This is a genomic window from Granulicella pectinivorans, assembly GCF_900114625.1.
Taxonomy (GTDB): domain Bacteria; phylum Acidobacteriota; class Terriglobia; order Terriglobales; family Acidobacteriaceae; genus Edaphobacter; species Edaphobacter pectinivorans.
The window spans coordinates 1,576,575-1,600,275 of the sequence record NZ_FOZL01000001.1 but is presented as its reverse complement, the minus strand read 5'-3'; the positions used below and the strand labels follow the sequence as shown (position 1 = coordinate 1,600,275).

General features: G+C 63.2%; 18 protein-coding genes. 11 read left to right on the top strand and 7 right to left on the bottom strand.

The genetic code is table 11. The features are described 5' to 3' along the window. Positions 1-347 precede the first annotated feature (347 nt). On the top strand, positions 348-1,778 hold the full coding sequence (locus BM400_RS06375) for a WecB/TagA/CpsF family glycosyltransferase (RefSeq protein WP_089837697.1): 1,431 nt from the start codon (positions 348-350) through the stop codon (positions 1,776-1,778). Further along, positions 1,775-3,277 carry a glycosyltransferase gene (locus tag BM400_RS06370; RefSeq protein WP_089837694.1) on the top strand — a complete coding sequence of 501 codons (1,503 nt, stop codon included), beginning with the start codon at positions 1,775-1,777 and terminating at the stop codon, positions 3,275-3,277. The genes BM400_RS06375 and BM400_RS06370 overlap by 4 nt, the downstream gene beginning before the upstream one ends. 53 nt (positions 3,278-3,330) lie before the next feature. On the opposite strand, the gene BM400_RS06365 is transcribed toward BM400_RS06370, so the two are convergent. Beyond that, positions 3,331-5,454, bottom strand: coding sequence for an exopolysaccharide transport family protein (locus BM400_RS06365; RefSeq protein ID WP_089837692.1), 2,124 nt, complete (start codon positions 5,452-5,454; stop codon positions 3,331-3,333). A 204-nt stretch (positions 5,455-5,658) separates the two neighbouring features. On the opposite strand from BM400_RS06365, the gene BM400_RS06360 reads away from it, so the two are divergent. After that, on the top strand, positions 5,659-7,023 hold the full coding sequence (locus BM400_RS06360; protein WP_089837690.1) for an O-antigen ligase family protein: 1,365 nt from the start codon (positions 5,659-5,661) through the stop codon (positions 7,021-7,023). A gap of 17 nt (positions 7,024-7,040) precedes the next feature. Continuing rightward, positions 7,041-8,159, top strand: coding sequence for a glycosyltransferase (locus BM400_RS06355; protein ID WP_089837689.1), 1,119 nt, complete (start codon positions 7,041-7,043; stop codon positions 8,157-8,159). Positions 8,160-8,212: 53 nt separating this feature from the next. Here BM400_RS06355 and BM400_RS06350 read toward each other — a convergent pair whose 3' ends face one another. Both BM400_RS06350 and BM400_RS06345 read right to left on the bottom strand, forming a co-directional pair. Next, entirely contained in the window at positions 8,213-9,448 is a 1,236-nt protein-coding gene (locus BM400_RS06350) for a glycosyltransferase family 4 protein (protein WP_089837687.1), read from the bottom strand. Between the two features lie 235 nt (positions 9,449-9,683). Next, entirely contained in the window at positions 9,684-11,090 is a 1,407-nt protein-coding gene (locus tag BM400_RS06345) for an oligosaccharide flippase family protein (RefSeq protein ID WP_175528893.1), read from the bottom strand. Positions 11,091-11,172: 82 nt separating this feature from the next. On the opposite strand from BM400_RS06345, the gene BM400_RS06340 reads away from it, so the two are divergent. The 4 genes from BM400_RS06340 to BM400_RS06325 all read left to right on the top strand — a co-directional run bounded on the left by BM400_RS06340 (position 11,173) and on the right by BM400_RS06325 (position 15,139). Continuing rightward, positions 11,173-12,168, top strand: coding sequence for a glycosyltransferase family 2 protein (locus BM400_RS06340; RefSeq protein WP_245781716.1), 996 nt, complete (start codon positions 11,173-11,175; stop codon positions 12,166-12,168). Beyond that, on the top strand, positions 12,162-12,737 hold the full coding sequence (locus tag BM400_RS06335; RefSeq protein ID WP_089837683.1) for an acyltransferase: 576 nt from the start codon (positions 12,162-12,164) through the stop codon (positions 12,735-12,737). Before BM400_RS06340 ends, BM400_RS06335 begins: the two co-directional genes overlap by 7 nt. Before the next feature lie 23 nt (positions 12,738-12,760). Beyond that, positions 12,761-13,597 carry a PP2C family protein-serine/threonine phosphatase gene (locus BM400_RS06330; RefSeq protein WP_089837680.1) on the top strand — a complete coding sequence of 279 codons (837 nt, stop codon included), beginning with the start codon at positions 12,761-12,763 and terminating at the stop codon, positions 13,595-13,597. A gap of 168 nt (positions 13,598-13,765) precedes the next feature. Continuing rightward, a complete protein-coding gene (locus tag BM400_RS06325; RefSeq protein WP_141223825.1) occupies positions 13,766-15,139 on the top strand; it encodes an SGNH/GDSL hydrolase family protein in 1,374 nt (457 codons plus the stop codon). 24 nt (positions 15,140-15,163) lie between these two features. Here the strand turns inward: BM400_RS06325 and BM400_RS06320 are convergent, their stop codons facing one another. Further along, positions 15,164-17,572, bottom strand: coding sequence for a hypothetical protein (locus tag BM400_RS06320; protein ID WP_141223824.1), 2,409 nt, complete (start codon positions 17,570-17,572; stop codon positions 15,164-15,166). 167 nt (positions 17,573-17,739) lie between these two features. Between BM400_RS06320 and BM400_RS06315 the strand changes: the two genes are divergently transcribed. Genes BM400_RS06315 through BM400_RS06305 form a run of 3 tightly spaced genes read left to right on the top strand, consistent with a single transcriptional unit; the run spans position 17,740 to position 20,277 of the window. Then, on the top strand, positions 17,740-18,753 hold the full coding sequence (locus tag BM400_RS06315; RefSeq protein ID WP_089837674.1) for a polysaccharide biosynthesis/export family protein: 1,014 nt from the start codon (positions 17,740-17,742) through the stop codon (positions 18,751-18,753). Positions 18,754-18,769: 16 nt separating this feature from the next. Then, the gene (locus BM400_RS06310) at positions 18,770-19,282 is read left to right on the top strand and encodes a serine O-acetyltransferase (RefSeq protein WP_089837672.1); all 513 of its coding nucleotides are present in this window, start codon (positions 18,770-18,772) and stop codon (positions 19,280-19,282) included. Next, positions 19,282-20,277, top strand: a complete 996-nt coding sequence (locus BM400_RS06305) for a glycosyltransferase family 2 protein (RefSeq protein WP_089837670.1) — start codon at positions 19,282-19,284, stop codon at positions 20,275-20,277. The genes BM400_RS06310 and BM400_RS06305 overlap by 1 nt, the downstream gene beginning before the upstream one ends. 145 nt (positions 20,278-20,422) lie before the next feature. Here the strand turns inward: BM400_RS06305 and BM400_RS06300 are convergent, their stop codons facing one another. From BM400_RS06300 to BM400_RS06290, 3 genes are all read right to left on the bottom strand, one after another. Further along, positions 20,423-21,133 carry a high-affinity nickel-transport family protein gene (locus BM400_RS06300; RefSeq protein WP_175528892.1) on the bottom strand — a complete coding sequence of 237 codons (711 nt, stop codon included), beginning with the start codon at positions 21,131-21,133 and terminating at the stop codon, positions 20,423-20,425. Between the two features lie 155 nt (positions 21,134-21,288). Continuing rightward, positions 21,289-22,563 carry a Gfo/Idh/MocA family protein gene (locus BM400_RS06295; protein WP_089837668.1) on the bottom strand — a complete coding sequence of 425 codons (1,275 nt, stop codon included), beginning with the start codon at positions 22,561-22,563 and terminating at the stop codon, positions 21,289-21,291. Between the two features lie 96 nt (positions 22,564-22,659). Further along, positions 22,660-23,634, bottom strand: coding sequence for a sugar phosphate isomerase/epimerase family protein (locus BM400_RS06290; RefSeq protein ID WP_089837666.1), 975 nt, complete (start codon positions 23,632-23,634; stop codon positions 22,660-22,662). Positions 23,635-23,701 lie beyond the last annotated feature (67 nt).

Genomic DNA, 23,701 nt, shown 5'->3' with positions numbered 1-23,701 from the left:
CACTCTGCCGATGCGGAACAGTTCAGATGTATCACATCGTCTCTGCCCGGTCGAGAGACCCGCGTCCCCTTATTATCTCCCGACGGAGGGAGTTACTTCGGTGTAGTGGACTCTCCACACCGCGCGCGTTATCCTTGCCGATCAGCGGTCAACCGCAATTCAAAATCGCGAGCGGCCTCCGGGCATGTTGTTCAAACGGGAACACTCCTGGCCGATCCTCAAAACCCCGCCTTCGCGCAGCGCCGGGAATGTGTCACTCTTTGTAAGGAAGATCACAAGAAGCAAGGCGAACCTCACAGCCCGGTCGATCCAGCCCCATCCAACGCACATCTACATCTTTAGAGCGCATGCCAGCCGATACGCCGGATAAAAAGCCGCAGGAAGTAGCCCCCCTCGACAGGAGCAAACTCCTCGCCGAACTCGTCGACGCGTTCTCCGAAGACGGCATACGCAACCGCCGCCGCGCCCAGGCCCGCCGGACGAAAAAATGGCACGTCGCCGTCCGTGCCGCCCGCCTCCTCCGCGTCCTCGCCGATACCTACCTCGCCTTTATCTTCATCACCCTCCTCAGCCCTCTCCTCCTCATCCTCTTCGTCATCGCCATCTACGCCGATGGGGGCATCCGCAGCCAGATCCGCCTCGGACGCTGGGCCAAACGCTACGCTCAGTACGAGTTCTACTTCCCCAAATTCGGCTTCTTCCAGCGCATGACCTTCCTCCGCAACATGCCCGCGCTCTACAACGTGCTCATCTGCGAGATGTCCTTCATCGGGCCGCGCCCCATCCACCCCGAAGAGATCGTCGACGATCCCCGCAACGCCTGGAAGCGCTACGACCTCCGCCCCGGTCTCCTCTCCCTCTCCTGGATCCGCAAGCGCGCCAACATCGCCCACACCTCCGAGCTCTCCCTCGACCTCGAATACATCGAGACCAAGACCTTCTGGGGAGACCTCGGCATCGCCCTCCGCGCCATCCCCACCGCCATCTTCACCCGCAACACCGGGCCCACCCCGCCCATCATCCACATCCTCGGCATCCGCATCGACAACCTCACCATGTCCGAGGCCTCCGAACGCATCGTCGACCTCATCCGCGAGGGCAAGTCCAACCAGGTCTGCTTCACCAACGCCGACTGCATGAACATCTCGGTCATCAACCCCGTCTACCGCGCCGCCCTCGCCGCCGCCCGCATCACCCTCGCCGACGGCATCGGCATCCGCATCGCCGGAGCAATGCTCGACCAGAACGTCTGCGAAAACGTCAACGGCACCGACATGTTCCCCTTCCTCTGCGCCGCCCTCGGCAAGGCCGGCATGAGCATCTACCTGCTCGGAGGCAAGCCCGGCATCTCCGAAGCCGCCGCAGCATGGATCACAGAGCACCACCCGGCCGTCCGCGTCGCCGGCTATCACCACGGTTACTTCTCGAAAGACGAAGAACCCGGCATCATCGCCGGCATCCGCAACTCCAAAGCAGACATCATGCTCCTCGCCTTCGGAGCTCCGCGCCAGGACATCTGGATCAGCGAACACCTCAACGAGTTCGGCACCAAGGTCGCCATCGGCGTCGGCGGCCTCCTCGACTTCTACTCAGGCCGTATCCCTCGCGCTCCCATCTGGCTCCGCGAGCTCGGCCTCGAATGGTTCTACCGCTTCTACCAGGAGCCCGGCCGCATGTGGAAGCGCTACTTCGTCGGCAACGGCCTCTTCCTCTACCGCGTCTTTCGAGAGCGCCTTCGCAACTCCGCGGCAAGCGCCACGGCGAGTAGCATCCGATGATCGGCGTCATCATCGTTCCTGGGCCATCGCCCGCCATGCACGGCCTCGACGCCGACCGCTCCCTCGCGCTTCTCCCCCTCGGAGACCGTCCCGCCCTCCAGCACATCGTCGAATCCCTCGTCGATCAGGGAATCCTCCGCATCGAGTTCATCGTCGGTCACGCCCCCGAGCGCGTCGAAGCCCTCTTCGGCAACGGCGACCGTTGGGGTTCACGCTTCCGATACCACCTCGCCGCCGACCCCACCCACCCCTATCGCTCGCTCCGCGTCATCCACGAGATCAAAGCCGAGGCCTGGCTCCTCCTCCACGCCGAGCGCTTCCCCATCGTCGACTTCGAAGCCGTCCGCCGCGCCGAAACCACCCTCTACTACGAAGCCGACGAGACCCTCCTCTCCGGCGACGACCTCCTCGGAAACCTCCACTGGGGAGGAGCCGCTCGCTTTCCCCTCGGTGCCAGCGTCGAGGACTTCGCCAACTTCACTCCCCGCGAGCTCACCCGATACTTCGAAGACCGCGCCCTGGAAGGCACCGCCACCGTACTCGCCACCGCCCGCTGGATCAGCATCGCCACCCCCGCCGGCCTCCTCATCTCCCAAACCAAGCTCCTCAACCAGCAGATCAAAGGCCACACCATCGCCGGCCTCGAGATCCAGCCCAACGTCTGGGTCTCACGCAACACCATCATCCACCCCGACGTCACCCTCAACCCACCCATCTACATCGGCCCCAACACCCGCATCCAGCAGGGCGTCACCCTGGGTCCCAACGTCGTCATCGGCTCCAACTGCTTCATCGACTCCCGAACCTCCATCGAAAACTCCCTCATCCTCATGGGCAGCTATATCGGCCAGTCCCTCGAGCTCAACCAGACCATCGTCGCCCGCACCCTGCTCGTCAACGTCCGCCTCGACACCTCCCTCGACGTCGGCGAGAGCTTCCTCCTCGGCCGCGTGGCCGACCCCCATCAGCGAGGCATCCTGCGCCACCTTCTCCAATCCATCGGAGCGCTTCTTCTCTTCATCCTCTTCTTCCCCATCTCGTTCGTATCGCTCGCATGGTTCATCCTCATCAAGGGCATCAGACTCACCACCGTCGAGATGGAGGCTATCCCACTCGCCGACCGCCCCACGGAAGAAGAAACCTACAAACTTCCCTGCCTCGGTGCCGACGCATGGTCCATGCCGCGCAAGGCCGGCTGGGGAGCCTTCACCCGCCAGTTCCTCCCTGGCCTCCTCGCCGTGTTCGTCGGAGACATCGGCTTCGTCGGCCTCCCTCCCCGCACCCGCGAGTCCATCCAGAACCTCTCCTCCGAGTGGCAAATGCTCTACGCCGACGGCAAAAGCGGCCTCATCTCCGAGGCCAGCGTAGCCGCAGCCGACCGCACCGACGACATGCAGCTCTACCTCGCCGACGCCTACTACGACGTCCGCCGCTCCTGGCAGCACGACCTCAAACTGGCCCTCCGCTACTTTGCAGCCCTCATCCTCCCCCGCCCCTAGCGAGACCGATGTCTTTGCCAGTGCATCTGGGTGTGATCGATCAGGCGTTGCATTTATTTGCGAGAGTACACTTCCGGATCGTCGCGTAGGGGTATGCGTTCCGCCTTGGCTTCGAAGTCGATGGGCTCCTGCTCGGGCATCTCGGATTGGCGCGTCTCGACGTCGTGGATGACGGAGAGGAACTCGTCGTCCGCATGGACGGTCTTGACCTTGCTGAGGACCGCGGCGACGCCGGGAACGCCGAGTCGCTTGAGCAGCTCGAGGGCGTTGGTGAGCTCGCCGCGGGTCGTCTTCTCGGACTCCGCAACCAGGATCGTGATGTCGGAGAGGCGCGCGGCGAACTCGGTTTCAGCCGACGAGAGCAGAGGCAGACCCTCAATGAAGAGGAGGTCCACGTTCGAGCGCATGCGGGAGAAGTTGCCGATGTTGAAGTTCTCTCGCCGCGCCGGGGCAATGCGGGAGGACTTGGAGACCTGGCCGTCGCCCATGAGGTAGGCCATCTCATCCTTGGGCAGGGCGACGTGCTTCATCACCTCGGCGGCGTCGACGATCAGGGTGGTGTAACCGAAGCGCTCGATCTTGCGGGCGAGTGCGGCGACCATCTTGGAGATACTGGACCCCGAGGAGGCGGCAGTGAAGACGAAGGTGCGGGCTCCGCCGGTGCGGTGGGCCTGATCGACGCCGGCTACGAGCCGCAGCATGAATTCGTCCATCACGGAGGATTTGACGTCGCGATGATGGGGGAGGACGGCCATGGGCTTGAAGTCGAGGGCGCGGCTGACGTCCTCGGCGATATAGACCCTGGGGTCCATCTTCATGCTCAGGACGGCCGCCATGAGCCCGAAGAGGATGCCGAGGGGGACGGCACCGCCGATGATGAAGATCTTCTTGCTGGCCTTGGGCTTGGAGGGCGGTGCGGCGGGCAGAAGAATGTGGACGAGGCCCGAGGTGTTCTTTTCGAGCTCGATGGCGTTGATGGCGCTGTCGATCTCGGTGAAGTGGGTCTGGAGCCGGGTGATGTCCATGACCAGATCGGCGGCGCGCTGGAGCTTCGGGGTGGCTCCGCTGGCGACGGCGGTCTTCTGGGCAAGCTCTCCTTCGAGGCGGGACTGGAGGGTCGCGGTGCGGTTGGCGTCGAGACGGAGCTTCTCCTGGAGCTGCCTGGCGGCCTTGGTGCGGACCTCGGTGGCGGCGGCGTCGAGCCACTGGTCGAGACGGGTGAGCTCGTCCTGATCCTGTTTGTAGAGGGGATTCTTAGGGGTGAGGCCGGCCATCTGGCTGACGAGCACGCTGCGGCGCTGGCTGATGGTCTGCTTCAGGGCGGCTAGGCCGGGATCGTTGGCGGAGGCATCCTCGGCGGCGGCACGGAGGCCGGCGGAGGAGTCGGAGCCGGTTTGGGACACCGAGGCAAACTGAGCGGCGGCGATAGCGTGCTGGGCGGTCGCCGCGGCCAACTGGGCGCGGAGGTCGGTGAGCGTGACGTCGAAGGGATTGGTGACTTCGGGGTTGGTGGTGTCGGCGACGCCGAGGGCCGCGCTGAGGGCTGCCTGCTCCTGGCGGTCGCTGCTGAGGTTGTTGCGGAGGCGGTCGCGCTCGGTTTTGAGGATCTGGAGTTGCTGATCGCTTTGGGCGAGTTCATCGGAGCGTTCGCCGTGAATATAGGCTTCGCTGACTGCGTTAACGACGTCGGCGATGGCCTCGGGATCGGAACCGGCGAGGGTGATGGAGAGCTGGTAGCTGCCTTGGTCGCGCTCGACCTTGAGGTTGGTGCGGAGGCGGTCGATGGCGGCGTCGTCGGTTTCCTGCGGGAAGCGCCATTTGACGGTGGCGGGCTTGCTGAGGGCCTCGGCGAGAATGTCGGTGCGGGTAATGGTCTGGAGCTGCTGGTTGATGTAGGTGTCGTAGCGCGCGGGGTCGTAGGTGGCGCCGGTATTGTCGGTCGTGAGCTTGGCCTTGACCGGCTGGACGTAGATGAGGGCGTGGGTCTCGTAGTAGGGTCTTCTGCTCAAGCCATAGGCGAGGAGAACGACGGAAATTCCTACGGCGACCGAGATGGCCAGTGTCTTGTGCATCTTGAAGCTGCGCTTCAGATCCAGGGAAAAGCCTCCCGAACGCTCCGAGTCCGAGGACTGGTCGCGGGGGATCTCCGGAGACTGCTTCAAGATGGCCGCATTCATCGTTTGGTCTTCATCCCTTCACCGGATGGACGTACTGCTTTGATCGTAAGCGCCCCGGCGATATTTGCTCACGGAAAACTTTGGGGCGTTGCATTCTTTGATACCGTGAAGCCGCACGACCGGTGAGTGCGATGCCTGATTCCGGGCGTTTGAAGTGGACCGCGCAGCCTATACTCGGAAGAAAGCAGACGTTGCTCCTTACGTATGGAAGTCGTCGCCATCATCCCGCTGTTTGTCTGCCTTGCCGTGGTGTTCACGCAGGGAACGCAGGCTGCCTTCCAGAAGGTGGTGCTGCCGGTGATGTTTCTGTTTCCGACATACTACTTTCTTGCGGCGCGTCCGTTGCCGTCGCTGAATTTTCTCGATTCCGCGCTGCTTGGGCTTGGGGTGGGCGTACTGGTGTACGACCTGCCGCGTTGGCGCTTCTCGCGCGCGGATCTGTGGATGGTTCCGTTTGTGCTTTCAACGGCTTATACCGACTACACAAAGGGGCGGACGACCGAGGCGAGCTTCACCATGTTCAACACCTTGGTGGAGGCGGTCGTGCCCTACATGGCGGGCAAGCTGCTCATGGAGTACAAGGATGGCCGGGAGGAGGCCAGCCGGCGAACGGTGTGGCTGATGGTGATCGCCGCGGTCGTGTCCACGATCGAATACTTTTTCAAGTTCAACCCGTTTGGGCGGATGTGGAATCACTTCTTTCCGAACGAGTGGAGCGGATGGGTGACGCAGATCCGGTGGGGTTTTGGGCGCGTGGCGGGGCCGTTTGCGCAGTCCGAGCTGGCCGGCATTGTCTTCTCGTTTGGGTTCATGCTGGCGATCTGGCTGGCGAAGCGGGAGTACGAGGAGCGGTACGGCAAGATCAAGATTCCGGAGCGGCTGAACCGGCCGAAGGTGGCGGTGGGCGGGCTGCTGGTGATCCTTCTGATGACGCAGGCTCGCGGGCCCTGGATCGGGACGGGGCTGGCCTTGCTGGTGGCTTCGATCGGCCGGGCGAAGAAGCCGATGGCGCGGGCGATCCTGGTGGTGGGGCTGCTGGTGGGGGTGGGGGTTCCGGCGTACGTCATCTCGAAGCAGTGGGTGGCGGGACCGCGCACGGACTATGGATCGGAAAGGGAGACGGCGCAGTATCGCGCGGAGCTGGTGGACAACTATATTCCGGTGGCCGAGGCGAAGGGCGCGTGGGGCTGGGGGCAGATCTTTCCGCGGATCCATGGGCAGACGTCGATCGACAATGAGTATCTGTTTCTGTGGGTGACGCAGGGGTGGATCGGGGCGATCTCGTTTATGCTGCTGCAACTGGAGGCGGCGATTGCGCTGCTCGGAGCGGCTGGGCGGGTGAAGACGGTGCAGGACAGGCACTTTGTGCTGACGCTGTTTGGAGTGCTGGTGGGGATCGCGTTTACGATTGCGACGGTATTCCTGGGGGCACAGAGTTATCCGCTGTTCTTCCTCCTGATCGGGTGGTCGCAGGCGGTGGGGACGTCCCGGTTTACGGATAAGCGGAAGATGGCGACGAAGAGCGGCAAGGCGACGGGGGAGCCCGCGCTGATGCGGGTGTATAGCTAGGATCTCTGGGGAGAACGATGGAAACGACGAGGGCACCGAAGCAGATCGCGATCTATATGCACACGCTGTACAACGGCGGGGTGGAGCGGGTGATGTTCGACCTGATCCGGGGCTTTCTGGACCGGGGGATCGCAGTGGACCTGGTGCTGGATCTGCTGGTGTATTCGCCGTTCGAGAAGATTTTGCCGGAGGGCGTGGAGCTGGTGAAGCTGGAAGCGCATAGTCCGCTGCAGCGGGTGGGGAAGCTGCGGGATTATCTGGCAACGAGGAGGCCCCATGCGATGTTGTCGGCGACGCACTTTGCGAATGAGACGGCTTGCGTGGCGCGGGCGCTGGCCCGGGTGAAGACGCGTCTGCTGCTCTCGGAGCATACGACGCTGTCTTCAGACATTGCGAATTCGAAACCGGGGAGCCTGCGGACGACGGTGATCCGGTGGACGACACGGAGGATCTATCCGATGGCGGATGCGATCATCGCGGTGTCGAACGGGGTGGCGGACGATATGTGCAAGGTAAGCGGGCTGGATCGGGGGAAGGTGATCACGATCTACAACCCGATCGATGCGACGCGGCTGTTTGCGGCGGCCGCTGAGCCCTTGGAGGATGACTGGTTTGCGGCGGGGGCTCCGCCGGTGATGCTGGCGATCGGCAGGCTGGAGACGCAGAAGAACTTTCCGAATCTGTTGCGGGCGTTTGCGATGATTCGGGCGGGGCGCAAGGTGAAGCTGCTGATCCTGGGGGAGGGGTCGGAACGGGCGCACCTGACGGCTTTGGTGGAGGAGCTTGGTGTGGCGGACGATGTGCGGATGCCGGGGTTTGTGGCGAATCCGGCGGCGTACATGGCGCGGGCGGCCGTGTTTGTGATGAGCTCGAACTGGGAGGGGATGCCGGTAGCGCAGATGGAGGCTTTGACTTTGGGGACGCCGGTGGTGTCAACGGATTGCCCGAGCGGGCCGGCGGAGATTCTGGCCAATGGGACGTATGGCGAGATGGTGCCGATGGATGATCCCGCGGCTCTGGCGGGGGCGGTGGAGCGAGTGTTTGCGGGGGCGCGGAAGGTGATTCCAGCGGCGGCGCTGGAGCGGTTCAATGCAGATGCGATTACGGAGCGGTATTTGGGGTTGATGTTTCCGTAGCCCCGAGGAACCCCATATCTCAGAAGCGAGATACAGGGCACCCACGTTTGTGGCTACTTGGGGGCGATGCGGGCGTAGACGGTGCGCCACTCCTTGATGATGTCGGACCAGATGAAGTGCTTGTCCAACGCTCGCTTGCGGGCGGCGATCGACATGCGCTCGGCTAACTCACCGTCCTGGGCAAGCTGGTCCATCTTGGCGGCCAGCTCTTCAATGACGAACTCTTCGTCGCGTGGGGGGATGAGGAAGCCGGTCTCGGGGGTGACGAGGAGCGATGGGCCGCCCCAGTCGCAGGCGATGACGGGCAGGCCCTGCACCATGGCCTCCTGGACGACGATGCCGTTGGCTTCGGCGAGAGACGGGAAGACGAAGGCACGGTACTGGCGGAGCATCTCGGCGAGATCTTCGTGGTTGGCGACCCACTCGATGAAGATGACGCGGTTGTCGAGAGCCATCTCCTTGACCAGGGCGCGCATCTTGGGGAGCTCGGGGCCGCGGCCGATGATGGTGAGCTCGATGGGGAGCTTGGTGAGCGCGAGGGCCTTGATGATGAGGTCGGTGCCCTTGTGCTCCACGAGGCGGCCGTTGTGGTAAAAGCGCGGGTTGACGCCGGTGTGGGTGATCCGGGGGAGCAGGGCGAGGCGGTCCTGCACACCGCTGTCGATGGAGTCGACGAGCTGATTTTCGGTGCAGCCTCCGGCGCGGAGGGAGTCGTAGGTGCGCTTGCCTCCGGCAACAAGGAGGGCGGCGGCCTGACGCTTGCCATCGGGGAGGACGCGGTTGCGGGCCTGCATGAGGCCGTGGAGCCAGCGGCGCACCTTGTAGGAGCGGGTTTCGCGGTGCAGAAAGCCGGGCGGGTAGTGGATGTTGCCGTTGATGGGCCCAATGACGACGTGGCTGCTCGGTAACGAGGGGTAGCGGAGGATGGGGGAGACAGGCGACGTGAGGTGGACCACCGCGCGCGGGTTCCAGGTGAGCATCTCCTCGACGACCTTGAGGCCGGCCTTGAGGAAGGCGCGGTTAAGGGTCTGCTCGAAGAGGGGGCTGCGGTAGAGTGCCTTTTCGAGGCCGGTGTCAGGGACGTAGGTGACGCTCATCTCGGGAAACTTCTTGTCCAGTTCGGCCTTGACGCGCACATGCGTGACCTGGTGGACCTTGACGCCCTGTTTGGCGAGTTCGAGGTAGATATGGAGGGCCTTGATGGCCTCGCCGCCCATCTGCTCGGAGACGTTGGGGGCTACGAGGATGACTTCGTACTGATCCATAATGCGGGGGCCATGCGATGCCATGTGCGACTCCTGAAAAAGATGCGGACGGATCTGATGAATCGAAACGCGCGCCGGTCTCCGTTTGAGCGGTTGCGGCCGGGACAAGACGGCATACCCAGGGGCTCAAGCCCGATTGTTTGGTGATGCTGTGAGACCCAAGGCTAAAGCCTTGGGCTACCTGGAAGCAAAGGCAAAAGCAAAGGCAGATCCCCTTTGGGGATGACAACCGGGAAGCGATAGCAACAGCGAGGCCATGTCAGGCGGGGTGGAAGGGGACGGCGGCCCAGAGAGAGGCCCGGGCGAAGAGGCAGGCTAGGAGGAGCGCGACGAAGGCGCCGGTCATGAGCAGATCCTGCTTGAGGGGCTTGATGCCTTCGCGGGTGGCTCCGGTAAGAACGACAAGGTACATGGGGAAGTCGCCGGCGGCAACGGCGATGACGGCTCCCAGCATGCCGTAGAAGTGGTATCCGCTCCAGACTCCGGCGCTGACGGCGATGGCGTAGGCGGCGTTGCCGTAGGCGTTGTAGCGGGCCTGTCCAAGAGAGAAGAGGACAGGCAGGGTCGTGGTGTAGAGCAGAGTGTGCCAGAGGCCGATGGCAAGGATGGGAATCATCCACGCGGCCTCGTGATAGCGCTTGTCGTAGGCGTGGAGGACGACCTGATCGCCGAAGGTGACCATGATGCAGAGGAGCGAGCCGCCGACGAGGAGCGAGTAGGAGCGGTAGCGAAGGAACTTGACGCGGAACTCTTCGCGGGGGAGGTGAATGATCTTGGCGATAAAGGGGTACGCGACGCGGTTGCCGAGAGAGAGGAAGATCTGGCGGGGGAGATCGGAGAGCTGGTAGGCGAGGCCGTAGACGCCGAGGAGGGTGAGCGTGGTGAGCTTGCCGAGGATGAGGCGATCGGCCTGGGAGGCAAAGAAGAAGAAGGCGGTGCCGATCATGATCCACTTGCCGAAGTGGACGATGCTGGAGAGCGCTTCCTTCTCCCAGCGGAACCGGTTGCGGATGCCGGGGGCGACGGTGGGGATGTGGCTGAGGACGAGCCGGTAGATGCCGGAGACGATCTGTCCGGCGACGATGGCCCAGACGGAAGGCCAGATGAGGGCCCAGACAATGGTGGTGATAAGAGAGACGACGGACATGGATCCGTCGATGGCGAAGAGGCGCCGGACACCCATGTGGCGGGAGAGGGTGAGCAGGTTGGTGGAGTTGAAGCCGCTGATGACGTTGGTGAAGGCCAGCACCGGGAGGAGATAGAGAAGGTGGTGGTTGTTGTAGAAGAGGGCCATGGGCCAACTCACGGCGAGGGCGATGATCCAGAGGGCCGTGCCGCGGATGACCTGGAGGGTCCAGGCCGTGTTGAGGAAGTCCGGCTCGTCGCCGCGTTTGGACTGGATGACGGAGGGACCCAGGCCGATGTCGGAGAGGAGATTGATGCCGACAATAAGGGTGGAGACGAGGGTCATCTCGCCGAAGTAGGCGGGGGCGAGCAGACGGGTGAGAACGAGGGAGGAGACGACGCGGAGGAGGGTGCCGGAGCCGTATTCGAGCACGGACCAGACGGAGGCTCGGAGGGCCGTCTTTTCAAGGGCCTTCATCGCCGGTGCTGTGCCTGTGTGCTGCCCCTCGGCTGATTCCCGACCCGCTGATTCCTGACCCATAGATGCTTGATTTCCTGGAGTGTTGTGACTTTGCACCCAGTGTACCGGATGGCTGGAGATGCTTGAGTATACTGAACGCACTGTGAAGCCAACCGGATTGGGAATCGACGTTTCGATCGTCATTGTCTCGTTCAACACGTGCGAGGTGCTGCGCGCGTGCCTGGAGTCGGTGCAGCGGGAGATCGGTGCGCTTTCAGCCGAAATCATGGTGGTCGATAACGCATCGACGGATGGCTCGGCGGAGATGGTGGCGGCGGAGTTTCCCGAAGTGATCCTGTTTCGGAGCGATACGAACCTTGGATTCGGCGCGGCGAACAACGTGGCGCTCGAAAAAGCTACCGGCAGATATCACGTTCTGTTGAACTCGGACGCGTTCTTCGCGCCGGGGGCGCTGCATCTGGCGATCCAGCATATGGATGCGACGCCGGACTGTGGGCTGGGCGGAGCGCGGCTGATCGGTCGGGATGGCGCGTGGCAGCCTTCGGCGCGGACGTTTCATTCGATTGTGGGTGACCTGGTGGTGATGACGGGGCTGGCCGGGCAGTTTCCAAAGAACAGGTTCTTTGGAGACTTCGACCGCACGTGGGCGGATTCGATGGAGGCGGCTTCGGTGGACTGGGTTCCCGGGGCATTCTGCATTGCGCGGCCCGAGGTCCTGGCGAAGGTGGGGTTGTTCGATCCGGCGTTCTTTCTCTATTACGAGGAAGTCGATCTTTGTAAGCGGATCAAGGATGCGGGGTACAGCATCTGGTACTGGCCGGATGTGGTAGTAGTGCACTGGGGCGGTGAGTCTTCGAAGCGGGTGAAGACGCTGGCGTACTCGTCGATGGCGGCGCAGGTGGTAATGTGGCGGATGCGGTCGATGTTTCTTTACTACCGCAAGCACCATGATGAGCAGGCATGGCTGGCGAAGGAGGCCGAGGGCTTCATGTACCGGCTGACGATTGTGCGGAATAGGTTCGCAAGCACCCAGGAGAGGAAGGATCGCGGCGAGCGGTACAAGGTGCTGCTGGCTTTGCTGGAGCAGGCGTGGAAGGACACCAGGGGAGGGCGGTTTTCACCGCCGCGGCCATGGTAAAGGCGCTTCTGAGTGGAACGATTCGCTCGGTGCTGAAGGCTACGGCCGGGGTGCGGCTGGCGCTGGGGAAGCTGTATGCGCATGCGCGGCTGTCGAGCCAGTTGAAGACGCATCTCCCGGGGTCGGTGGTGGTGCTTGGACGCAACGAGGTGCATGGGACCGGGGCGATTGCGTTTGGGGAGCGGTGCTACCTGTTTCCGGAGCTGTACCTGGAGACGCAGGGAGCGGCGACGATCGCGGTGGGCGAGGGCGTAGTGATGTCACGTGGGGTGCATGTGGTCGCCATGGCCGGGATCGTGATCGGCAGGGGCACGATGATTGGGGAGTACTCGAGCCTGCGGGATGCGAACCATCTGCGGAGCGCGGACAAGCCGATGCGGGAATCGGGGTTTTCGGCGAAGCCCATTGTGCTGGGGGATGAGGTCTGGATCGGGCGCGGCGTCACGGTGCTCGGTGGGGTGACAATCGGGCATGGCGCGACGGTGGGGGCGAACGCCGTGGTGACGAAGGATGTTCCGGCGGGTGCGGTCGTGGCAGGCGTTCCGGCCAAGGCGATTCAGGGGCGTTGAGCCGGTGGTAGACTCGTCGCTACGTGAACCACGACGACGCCATCCGGGCTCTGACGGAAGAGAATGCAAGACTGGTTGCCGAGAACGCGCGGCTGCGCTCCGGGTATGAGCTGGTGCAGTCGGAGCTGCGGCATGCTTCGGCGCTGCAGTTGAGTCTGCTGCCTACGGTGTTCGACGTGCATCCGAAGTTCGGGATCGACTGGCTGCTGCTGCCGACGAGCTACCTGGCAGGCGACAACCTGAACTACTTCATGATGCAGGGCCGGTACCTGATCTTTTATCAACTGGATGTGGCCGGGCATGGGGTGGGATCGGCGCTGCTTTCGGTGACGCTCAACCAGTTGCTTTCGCCGCATCCGGGGAGCCCGATGGTGCGGTACGACTTTCAGTTGGAGCTGAAGAGGATTGTGCCGCCGGTGGATGTGGTGAGCGAACTGAACCGGCGGTTTCTGCCGCAGGGCGATGGATATTTCACGATGCTGTACGCGGTGCTCGATACCGAGACGCGGGAGATTCGTTTTTGCCAGGCGGGGCATCCGGCGCCGCTGAAGTTTGCGGTGGATGGGACGGCGACGCCAGTGGGGGATGGTGGGTTTCCCGTGGGGTTGTGGCCGGATATGACGTATGACGAGACGGTAACGACGCTGCAGGCGGGTGAGAAACTGCTGGTGTATTCGGATGGGGTGGGGGCCTGCTTGAATGCGGAGGGCGAGCCCTATCCCGTGGAACGGCTGGCCCGTGTGGTGGCGGACTGCGATCCGCATGAGGCGCTGAAGGCAGTGAAGGCGGATCTGGAGGCGTGGACCGGAGGGTCGGAGCTTCCGGATGATGTTTCGCTTCTGTTGCTGGTGGGTCGGTAGAGGCGCGTCTTACAACGGTCACCGCCCACATGCTAGCCTCAACCAGACACCGCCCATCAGCCGATCGGGAAACGATGTCGAAAACCTGCTCAGACACCACAGGGGACGTATACCAATAAAATAAAGGCCAAAAGCCCCAACCTCCGCGAACTCAAACAGGAATCAAGAATGCGTCTGGCAAGGCTTCTTCTGGGTGGAACACTCTTTATGCTGAGCGCGGCCACGGCCGCCACGCTCTACCGCGCGCACGAAGAGACCCAGAACGTCCCCGACACGCAGAAGCTCGCCCGCACCCTCGAGATCATCCGCACCAGCACCCCCACCCACCGCAAGGTCCTCAAGGTCCTCTTCTACGGCCAGTCCATCACCAAAAGCGGCTGGGACCAGCAGGTTCAGGAGCACTGGAAGCAGCGCTACCCCAACACCATCTTCGTCGTCCAGAACCTCGCCATCGGCGGCTTCCCCACCCAGGATCTCGAACGCACCACCGCCCGCGACCTCGCCGCCTCCTACCCCGACCTCATCGTCTTCCACGACTACGGCGACCATCGCGCCTACGAGCGCATCGTCCGCCTCTTCCGCACGAACACCGTCGCCGACATCCTCGTCCAGACCGACCACGGCGACACCATGCCCGACCCCGTCTGCCGCGAAGGCCTCGCCCTCGGCCGCCCCCCCGGCTGCGCCGGCTGGTTCTGGGTCCATCAGCGCGACTGGCACGATGAGATGTCCTACCACAAGATCCCGGCCCTCGGCCGCAAGTACGGTCTCGCCGTCGAGCCCCAGCGCCAGTGGTGGCGCGACTACCTACTGCGAAACCACATGGCCCCGGAAGCCCTCCTCGCCGACATCGTCCACCCCAACGAATCCGGCAAAACCCTCATCGCCAGCTTCTTCAACCAGTACTTCGATGGCCTTGTCGACCGCTGGAGCCACGAAACCGAAAACACCGTAACCACCCTCCCCGCCACTCCCAAGGTCCACTTCGAAGGCACCCGCCTGGAGCTGATCACCGATCGCCCCCTTGCCGCCACCCCGTCCGTGACCATCGACGGCAAGCCCGCCCTCGATCACGACGGCTGCTGGCTCGCCACCCGCGCCACCGCCCTCGATACCGGTCGCGACTGGCCCGCCCTCCGCCGCATCGATCTCATCCACGACCACACCGCCGAGGACTGGACCGCCACCCTCTCCCACTTCACCCCCGACGACGCCGACTTCGAGTTCACCCTCTCCGGCTCCGTCTCCGGCAATCAGGGCTCCGGCCGCGCCTCCCGCGACTTCGTCACCCCATCCGGGGCCCTCAAAATTGCCTCCGTCGACTGGATGCCCCCCCGCGCCTTCCAGGAGACTAAGCTCCCCCTGCACGACCCATTCATCGTGAAGTGGTCCGTCGCCCCAATCTGCGCAGCCTCCCCCGAGACACCCGGCTCAGAGTACCGCTACGTCCTGGCTGCCGGCCTTCCCCCCGGACCCCACACCGCCCGGATCGAGGGTGATCTCACCGGGTATCTCCGAATCGACCGCCCGCCCCTCCGGTAAGCCGATCGCCCTCACATAGCCCCGCTAACGCCCGGTCCAACTGAAAACCGTCATCGAAAACGGAGCCAGCTCATACGGCGTCTGCGCATGGAAACTCGGCAGCGTCATCTCCTTGATCGCCACCTTGTTCGACGTCTCGTTCGTATCGTCGATATGCTCCGACGTCAGCACCGACACCTTCACCGGCCCCGTCGGAGCCTCCCCCGAGATCGTAATCGGCTGCGTCCCCGTGCGGCTCAGGTTGACGACGATCAGCGTACGGCTCGCTCCCTCGGAGAACGCAAACGTCTGCAGCGCATGCACCCGGTCCAGTTGCACCTGGTCGTTCTGGCTCTTCTTCTGCTGCCACGTCGGGTTCGCCCCGGTCAGCTTCGTCTCCAGCATATTCGCCAGAATCGATGCATTCGCCAGCTTCTCCGCCAGGTACACCGGCCTCCGGCGATTCGTCGTCCCGCCCATATCGACCACCGCCCCAAACAGCGGAGACGTCTCATGCTCCGGCTTCCCCGTCGTGTTGGCGAAGCCGTTCTGGAAACCCGGCAGCGCCCAGATCGACTGCGTACTGACACCCAGATCGCGAAGCATCAGCAGCATATGCTCGATGACCGTAATCCCTCCCGCAACCGACGGAACCGCGCGGTTCACGCTCTCCTGCGAAGCCGTCCCGTCCGCGGTTCCAAGGTTCACCTCATACACGGACAGCTTCGCCGGCCGCGCCGCATGCGCCGCCACGTTCGCCTGCTGGTACATGCTTCCGGACGCGACCGAATCAAGCCGCTCCGGTTCCGCAAACATCGGCGCGAAGATCGCCTCGTTCGAGCTATCGTCGTTGAAGTGATTGAAAAGGTAGGGCGCAACGGCGGTCGAATCGTACGCGCCCGAGTGCGAAAGCTCCTTGGTCGTCCAGTCCGGAATATCCGCAAACGTCCCGATCACCAGGTCGAACTTGTTCGACGGATAAAACGGCACGCTGCGCGCCGCCTGAAAGATCAGCCGCGCCCTCGACCCGTAGATAACCGGGTCGGGCATAGCCGTCCCCGCAAAGATCGGCCCATTCCACTCCTCGTTCCCAAGCTCCAGATGGATGGTCGAAAACACCTCGGTCCACGGCTGAACCTGCCCCGCCGCCGCACGTTTCGCCCCATACGGCGTACCCGCCGGCCCAGACAGATACTCGATCAGATTCCTGGTCTCCTGCGGCGTAATCGCCGAGGGCATATTGAACCACGGGTCCGCCCCAACCGCCTGGCACAGCGCCAGAAACTCCGGCAGCCCGATCGGAATCCCACCCTGCTCCGCGGTCCGCTCGCTCCAGCCCGCACGCTGACGGCCAGCCACCGGTGCAATCAGGTTGTCGATCGACGACCCCAGATGATCGCCATCCTGGTAGCGCAGCACGCCGGGCCGAAGCTCTCGCAACGTCTCCACCACCTCATCGCGAAACGCCGTCGAGTTCGAAGAGGTCCGTGCCGGAGTAAGCGACACATCATCCAGCAAAACCGAGCCGCCGCCAACCGAAAACCCCAGGGCAGCAGTCCCGATCGTGTCATGCTCGTTCGCCGTAAAGTCCAGCGTATAGTCCTGCCACCGGTTGGAGAGACTCACCTGCTTGTTGAGCATGGACTCCGTCTGTCCATTCGAATCGCGGTGAACAGCCACATTGATCCTGTTGTTCCCGCCGAGCCCCTTCGCCCGGAAGGCAACGTGATACACACCGCGGAGTTGCACAAAGGAGTGCCCCGCCAGAGAGTCGAAGTACGCATTCACCCCCGCGGACTGCCCCGGAATCTCCGCCGTCAGGCGCAGGGCCTGCTTGCCTGGGGTATTGGGAGCAAGATCCTTCGTCTCCGTCGCAATGGTGCCGCCGGCCCACACGCTCGGCCACCATCCCGCCTCCGCCTTGCCGGGAATCGTCTTGCGCACCACCACGAAGTCCCCCGGAAGCGGGGCCGTATTGAGACGGTCGAAGTGCAGGCTGATGCCGTCGTCCTTCAGGTTCGGGTTGGCCGCGTCCTGTTGCGTAATCGTTCCGGTCGACCCAACCGACGGGCCGGACAGGAACTCGAAGGTCGCACCCTTCAGGAAGTCGGCAGGCCATTGGTTCCACTGGTTGGCCTCCGTGCACCGCACCGAAGAGGCCGTGGCGCACCGGAGAATCGACTGCCAGGTCTCGCCCTCGAAGCCGGGATTCGAGGCAACTAGATTCCGCAGCATCTGCCCCGAGTCGTAAAAGCTCTGACCGGCAATGTTGATCCCGAAACGCTTCACTTCGGAGCGGATCACCACGGGAGCAATGTGAATGTCCGTGATAGTCGTCGTGGGGTCGGAGGCCGGCTCCGCAACTGACGTGGAGTGCGCGATGTTCCGCTGGCAGCCGAGGAGAATCACAAGAATAAAGCCCGAAACGAAACGCGATTTTCGAAGAACTGGCATGATGGTTCCTGCAATTATCCCCCCCTTTGATGGAATGTGTGTGCAGGGAAAGGAAGTCCTGTGAAAAACGGTTGCTGTCTGGTAACGATCGGAACCTTGTTTTGGCCGGATGGAAGACAGGAGCGTGACCTATGATTGAATCTGACCGGTAGGTCGAAGGGGTTGCGATGATGCTGGTGCGTCGATGCTCGCTGATGGGAATGGTGCTGATCGCTGGACTGTGCCAGGCGCAGGATGCCGCGCCCGGCCTGCAGATGAACCGGGAAGCCGTCCTCAAGGCCTTCGAGCCAGCGGCGGATCAGCCCTACCAACTCGGGCGCGGCGATGAGATCTCGGTCGACGTCATCGGCCGCCCGGAGCTGACCGGAAAGCACACCATCGGCCCCGACGGAAACATCACCATGCCCATCGTAGGCTCGGTGAAGGTAGTCGACCAGACCCGCGAAGGCGCCGCCGAGGTCATCAAAGAGGCACTCGGAGCCTACTACGCAGGGATGACTGTCTCCATCGGAGTGGACAAGTACTCCTCCAACAAGATCCTCCTCCTCGGCGCGGTCGAGCATCCTGGAATCCTTCTCTTCGACGGCCCTCCAACCCTCCTCGAAGTCATCTCCCGCGGAGGAGCCCAGTTGCAGGCAGGCGGCGGATCGGGTGGGAGCGGCGGCGGCAGTATCGACGCCAGCCCTTCGACGCGGCCGATCGCAGTCCCCGAAGAGTGCATGATCTATCGCGGCAACGAGACCATGATCACCGTCCAGCTCCGCAGTCTGCTCGATGAGGGCAACGCCCTCGCGAACATGCGCCTCAAACGCGACGACGTCGTCTACGTCCCCGGTCAGACCAAATATGTCTCCATCCTCGGCATGGTGGCGCGCCCCGGAAACATGCGGCTGGATGCAAAATCCACGCTGCCCCAACTCCTCGCGCAGGCTGGCGGAGTCACCGAGCTGGCCGGCAAGAACCCGAAGATCCAGATCATCCATCGCGGCGTGAACGGCCAGCCCGGACGAACGCAGGAAGTCGCGTACAAGGACATGCTCACCCCCAGAACGCTGGATCTCTCCCTCCAGACAGGGGATATCATTCTCGTACCGGAGAGCACCTTCAACGGCCTCGGCTATGCCTTCGCCAAGATCTCGCCTCTGGTGCAGCTCTTTACGGTGAGTTCGCTGCTTCACTGATCTTCGGGGGGAGAGGGTGTTCGAAAATATTCGCGACGACTGGAAGAGCCACGACCGGCAATGGAACCGGCACGGATTCTGGGTGCTCGTCATCTACCGCTTCGGGCGATGGCGCTACGGCATCAAGCCCCGCGCGCTCCGGGTTCCCTTCTCCTTTGCCTATAAAGTCATGAAATTCTGGTCGGAGATGCTCCTGCAGGTGGAGCTGCCCTGCGAGGCCGTCATCGGCCGTGGTCTCGTCATCGAGCATATCGGCGGCATCATCATCAGCGGAGACGCGGTGCTGGGCGACGACTGCACGCTCCGCAACGGCGTCACCATCGGACTCCGCCGCAAAGGCACACGCGGCTCGCCACGCATCGGCAACCGCGTGGACATCGGCACAGGCGCGAAGATCCTCGGCGAGATCGTCATCGGCGACGACGTCGCCATCGGCGCGAACGCCGTCGTCCTCACCGATATCCCCTCCGGCTCCATCGCCGTGGGAATCCCCGCAACCATCCGTCCCATGAAGGGCGGGCGCGCCTGATGCTCCTCTCCGTGGTCGTGATCGGGCGCAACGAGGGCGAGCGGCTCGCCGCATGTCTGCACTCCGTGCAGCACATGCGCCGCGACGGCTTCACCGTCGAGACCATCTACGTCGATTCGGGCTCGGTCGACGGCAGCGTCGAACTCGCCGAGGCCATGGGCGCACGCGTCGTGGCACTCTCTCCCGAGCGTCCCTCCGCAGCCCTCGGCCGAAACGCCGGATGGCGCGCCGGCCTGGGCGAGATGATCCTCTTCCTCGATGGCGACACCATCCTCGATCCGGAGTTCGTCGCGGCATCCCTGCCGGAGTTCAACGCACCCGAGATCGCCATCGTCTGGGGCCACCGCCGGGAGACGCGCCCCAGAAGCTCCATGTACGTCCGCATGCTCGACCTCGACTGGATCTACGCTCCCGGCTTCACGCCCTACTGCGGCGGAGACGCCCTCATGCGGCGCGCGGTGCTCGAGTCCGTCGGCGGATTCGACGACACCCTCATCGCCGGCGAAGAACCCGAGCTCTGCCGCAGGATCGCGGCAAAAGGCTTCAGAATCCTCCACGTCGACCGCAAGATGACCGGTCACGACCTCGCGATCCACCACTTCAGCCAGTACTGGCGGCGCAACACCCGCGCCGGCTACGCCTTCGCCGAGGTCTCGGACATGCTGAAGGCCCGCGGAGAAAGCTTCTGGGAAGAAGAGGCCGTGAAAAACCGCAATCGTGCCCTGACCCATATCGCGGTGTTGCTCGCCGGAGTGCTCGGCTCTGTCCTGCTCCGGAGCGCGTTGCCCCTCGCTCTGATGATCGCGTTCTTCGCGGCCATCAGCCTCCGCTCCGCCCTGAAAAATCGCTGGAAGACCGACGACTGGGTAGCCCTGCTTCTCTTCGGCATCCACTCGCACTTCCAGCAACTGCCGATCTTCTGGGGCCAGTTGAAGTACAAGTGGAATCGTCGCCGCGGAACCAGGCAGAAGCTCGTAGAGTACAAGCGCAGCTAAATCTTCTGCCGTGACAGGGAGCTCTCCCTGGAAACAGTCCGGATGCGATCCCATGTTTCACGCACCACGTTTTTCCACCCATTTGGCCACGATATCCATACATTTTTCCATGTTTTGGACCTGTCGCCACGCGGAGCGAGGAATATCAACTGGGAATCCAGTGAACGTTCGCCGTAAAAAGGCCATCGACGAAGCCGATCTGATACACCAGGAAAAGGCCGAAGCAGATGCTCGCAAGGCCAGAAACGACCGTCAGGGTGCGGGTGGCGCCGCGTCCGGTCAAGGCGATGGGAATCGCCATCGCCGTCGTCATCAGCATCATCCCCAGCACCGTGCCCAGCCCGAAGACCGCCAGATAAGCCACCGCCCAGGTGGGGCTTGGAATCATCGAGAGCACCAGCAAGGCAACAGCCGCGGATCCCGCGAGTCCGTGGACCAGCCCGATGAAGAGCGGGCGCAGGATGTGAAAGAGGCCCAGCGTGGGCTTCGTCGGCTCCGGCGTGAAGTGGTGGGTGATGCGCGAGAGAACGCCCGTCAGGTTCAGCACGCCGAGCAGAATCAGCATGGCGGCGACCGCAAGTTCCATCGAAAGGCCCAGGCGGGGCGGAATCACCAGCTTGAAGAGGATGATGGCAGCGCCCACGGCCACGATCGTGATCGTGTGACCAAGCCCCCACAGCACACCGATCAGCGCCCCCCGTGGGACCGAGCGCTCCCGCGCGACGATCGTGGAAACCGCGACCACATGGTCGGGATCGGTCGAGTGCCGCATCCCCAGGACCAGTCCAAGCCCGACGACCGCAGCGAACGAAGCCAGCGGGTGGGCCGTGGTCACGGACTGGAAGGGGGCGAACATCTGGCTTTGAGTATACAAACCGCCACATCATCCCGCCGGGCCGTGGAGCACTTTGATTCCCCTCCCGCGCAGCGGCAAGGATCGTGCGTCCGAAGAGAAACCCCACACCGCGAGCAAGTCGCGCGTGTGGGATGGGGTGAGACGGCACGCCGTAGCTAGCCGTGCGCGTGGTGCCCGGGCATATCCATCCACAGCGCGTTGGGGTCGGCAGCCTTCGCTTCCTCGAACGTCACGCGAGCCTTGCGGCGGTACGCGAGGTTCGACATGTAGGCCGCGACCGAAGACTTGTAGCCCACATCCACCGTGGCATGGACGTTGTGCGAGCGGGAGCGAATGGCCTCGAACCAGTTGGCCATATGATCCACGCCCGGGGTGCTGGACTGGATGACCGTGCCCTCGGCGTTGTTGATCTTCTCCGGCATGTAGGTGGTATTGCCGGAGCGGCTGCCGGTGATCATACCGGTCGAACCGGAGACATGCTCGATCGTGCCATTCGAGCCGAGATAGTGCTCCCCAAGACCGTAGCGGGCGTTCGAGAAGGTAGACTGCCAAAGCACCGTGAGGTCGTTGGGATATTCCAGCGTCACGGCGATGGTATCGGGGACCTGGCGGCCATCCTTCTCGGAGAAGACGCCGCCCGCGCAGTAGGCCGCCGCGGGAACGTCGAGATCGAGCGCAGAGGCGATCCACGCGATCTGGTGCACCATGTTCTCCGTGATGTTGCCCCCGGAAAACTCCCAGAAGAGACGCCAGTTGATGAACTTCATCGGGTCGAACTCGGCCTTCGGACGATTCGCCAAAAAGAGATCCCAGCGGACGTGCGCCGGGTTGCAGTCCTCGGGAATTGGCCGGACCCATTGGCCCTTTCCACGCGGGGTATTGCGGCTCATCCAGGCCTCAACCATCGTGAGCTTACCCAGTTTTCCGCCCTTCACCCAACTCTGCACATCGCGGAGTTCGCCTTCGCTCTCGTGCTGCATCCCGATCTGGACGACCTGTTTGGAGGCCTTGGCGGCGTCGCGACAGGCCGTGGCATCGGCGATGTTGTAGCACATCGTCTTCTCGGAGTAGAGGTCCTTGCCCGCCGCAAGGGTGGCCAGGAAGTACTTGGCGTGCAGATGCAGGGGCGTCGCGTTGATGACCGCGTCCACGTCCTTGTTTTCGAGGAGTTTCAGCGGGTCATCGTAGGTCTTGATGCCGGGATATTTGGCGGTCATCTGCTCCAGGCGGCGCGTATAGACGTCGGCTGCGGCAACAATCTCGATGTTGGGCTGTTTGAGGGCGTTGCGCATGTCCTCCTGGCCGCGATCTCCGCAGCCCACAAGGGCTACCCGGATGCGATCGTTGGCACCGAGGGCGCGTGCGGTGGGGAGCGCCATGACAGCGGCTGCGGCGGTAGCCTGGCCCATGAATGTTCTGCGTGTGACCATGATGGATTCCCTCTCGTTGCGGGCTAAAAACAGACAAAAGATTGTGGGGAAAAAGCGGAAAAAGAGACAACGGCAAAAGCGAACGGGACGCTTCTTCTAGCAGGTGATTCCGGCTTTGACGAGGGTCTCTTTCAGCCCCTTCATGCTGATGCGCGTTGACTCTTCAGGAGTTGCGGCTCCGTGCCAGTGGGTTTCCAGCGAGACGCCATAGTGGTAGCCATCCTTCACGAAGGCTTTGAACTGCCCGGTCCAATCGATGATGCCTCCGCCTACCGGTGCCCACGAGGCCTTCCCATCGGCCGCGCGGACGGTGTCCTTGCAGTGGCAGTGACCGATGCGGTGCTTCGGAATCTTGTTGTAGGCGTCGGGATACGGGACGTTGCCCGGAAAAGTGGCGGCGTTGCCGGGATCCCAGTTGAGCATGAAGTTCTTGTTGGGCACGCCGGCCAGGGTCTCCACGGCCTCTTCGCCACTGCCAGTGTTGCAGGCCATCTCGTTTTCGAGAAGAAGAATCATCCCGTGTTTGGCGCAGGTCTCGGAGGCCTCGCTGAGCTTGGCGTTGATGGCCGCACGATAGGGCTTCGGGTCTTCGAGACGCCAGAAGTCGAAGCAGCGGATGCGGTCCGTCCCAAAGGCCTTTGCGGTCTCGATGCACTTCAGCAGAAGCGCGTCCTGCTCGTGCGGATCGACTTCCCTGGGTTTTTTGAAGCTTGGGCTGTGCTGCGAAATCGGCGCGCCGGGCCAGTCGGACTTGAAGAGCGGGCTGGCGATGTCGGTGACCTTGAGGTTGTACTTGGCGAGGATGCGTTTGGACTCGTCGATCTGTGCCGCGTCCAGCGAGGTGACCGTCTTGCCCCACATGCTGCGGAGCTCGATCCAGTGCAGCCCGAACTCGTTGGCCGCCACGTCGCAGGCGTGGTCGAAGTCGGGCGAAATCTCGTCGTTGATGACGGCGAGCCGGAAGGGGCAGGATGTGGAGACCGAGGCCTTCTGCGCGTAGAGGCCGCGCGTGGCGAGACCGGTGGCGGCGAGGCCCATTCCAACTACAAATTCACGGCGCGAGGAAGGCATGGCTGACTCTTTCCGGGAGGGAATTTTGAAACGGGATCATTGTGTCATGGAGCCGGCTGGAAACGCT

Coding starts and splice junctions, on each gene's coding strand:
- BM400_RS06335 (WP_089837683.1), top strand. CDS start 12,162: ATGGTAAAGGCGCTTCTGAGTGGAACGATTCGCTCGGTGCTGAAGGCT.
- BM400_RS06320 (WP_141223824.1), bottom strand. CDS start 17,572: ATGCCAGTTCTTCGAAAATCGCGTTTCGTTTCGGGCTTTATTCTTGTG.
- BM400_RS06315 (WP_089837674.1), top strand. CDS start 17,740: ATGATGCTGGTGCGTCGATGCTCGCTGATGGGAATGGTGCTGATCGCT.
- BM400_RS06365 (WP_089837692.1), bottom strand. CDS start 5,454: ATGAATGCGGCCATCTTGAAGCAGTCTCCGGAGATCCCCCGCGACCAG.
- BM400_RS06375 (WP_089837697.1), top strand. CDS start 348: ATGCCAGCCGATACGCCGGATAAAAAGCCGCAGGAAGTAGCCCCCCTC.
- BM400_RS06350 (WP_089837687.1), bottom strand. CDS start 9,448: ATGGCATCGCATGGCCCCCGCATTATGGATCAGTACGAAGTCATCCTC.
- BM400_RS06355 (WP_089837689.1), top strand. CDS start 7,041: ATGGAAACGACGAGGGCACCGAAGCAGATCGCGATCTATATGCACACG.
- BM400_RS06360 (WP_089837690.1), top strand. CDS start 5,659: ATGGAAGTCGTCGCCATCATCCCGCTGTTTGTCTGCCTTGCCGTGGTG.
- BM400_RS06290 (WP_089837666.1), bottom strand. CDS start 23,634: ATGCCTTCCTCGCGCCGTGAATTTGTAGTTGGAATGGGCCTCGCCGCC.
- BM400_RS06300 (WP_175528892.1), bottom strand. CDS start 21,133: ATGTTCGCCCCCTTCCAGTCCGTGACCACGGCCCACCCGCTGGCTTCG.
- BM400_RS06295 (WP_089837668.1), bottom strand. CDS start 22,563: ATGGTCACACGCAGAACATTCATGGGCCAGGCTACCGCCGCAGCCGCT.
- BM400_RS06305 (WP_089837670.1), top strand. CDS start 19,282: ATGCTCCTCTCCGTGGTCGTGATCGGGCGCAACGAGGGCGAGCGGCTC.
- BM400_RS06370 (WP_089837694.1), top strand. CDS start 1,775: ATGATCGGCGTCATCATCGTTCCTGGGCCATCGCCCGCCATGCACGGC.
- BM400_RS06325 (WP_141223825.1), top strand. CDS start 13,766: ATGCGTCTGGCAAGGCTTCTTCTGGGTGGAACACTCTTTATGCTGAGC.
- BM400_RS06345 (WP_175528893.1), bottom strand. CDS start 11,090: ATGGGTCAGGAATCAGCGGGTCGGGAATCAGCCGAGGGGCAGCACACA.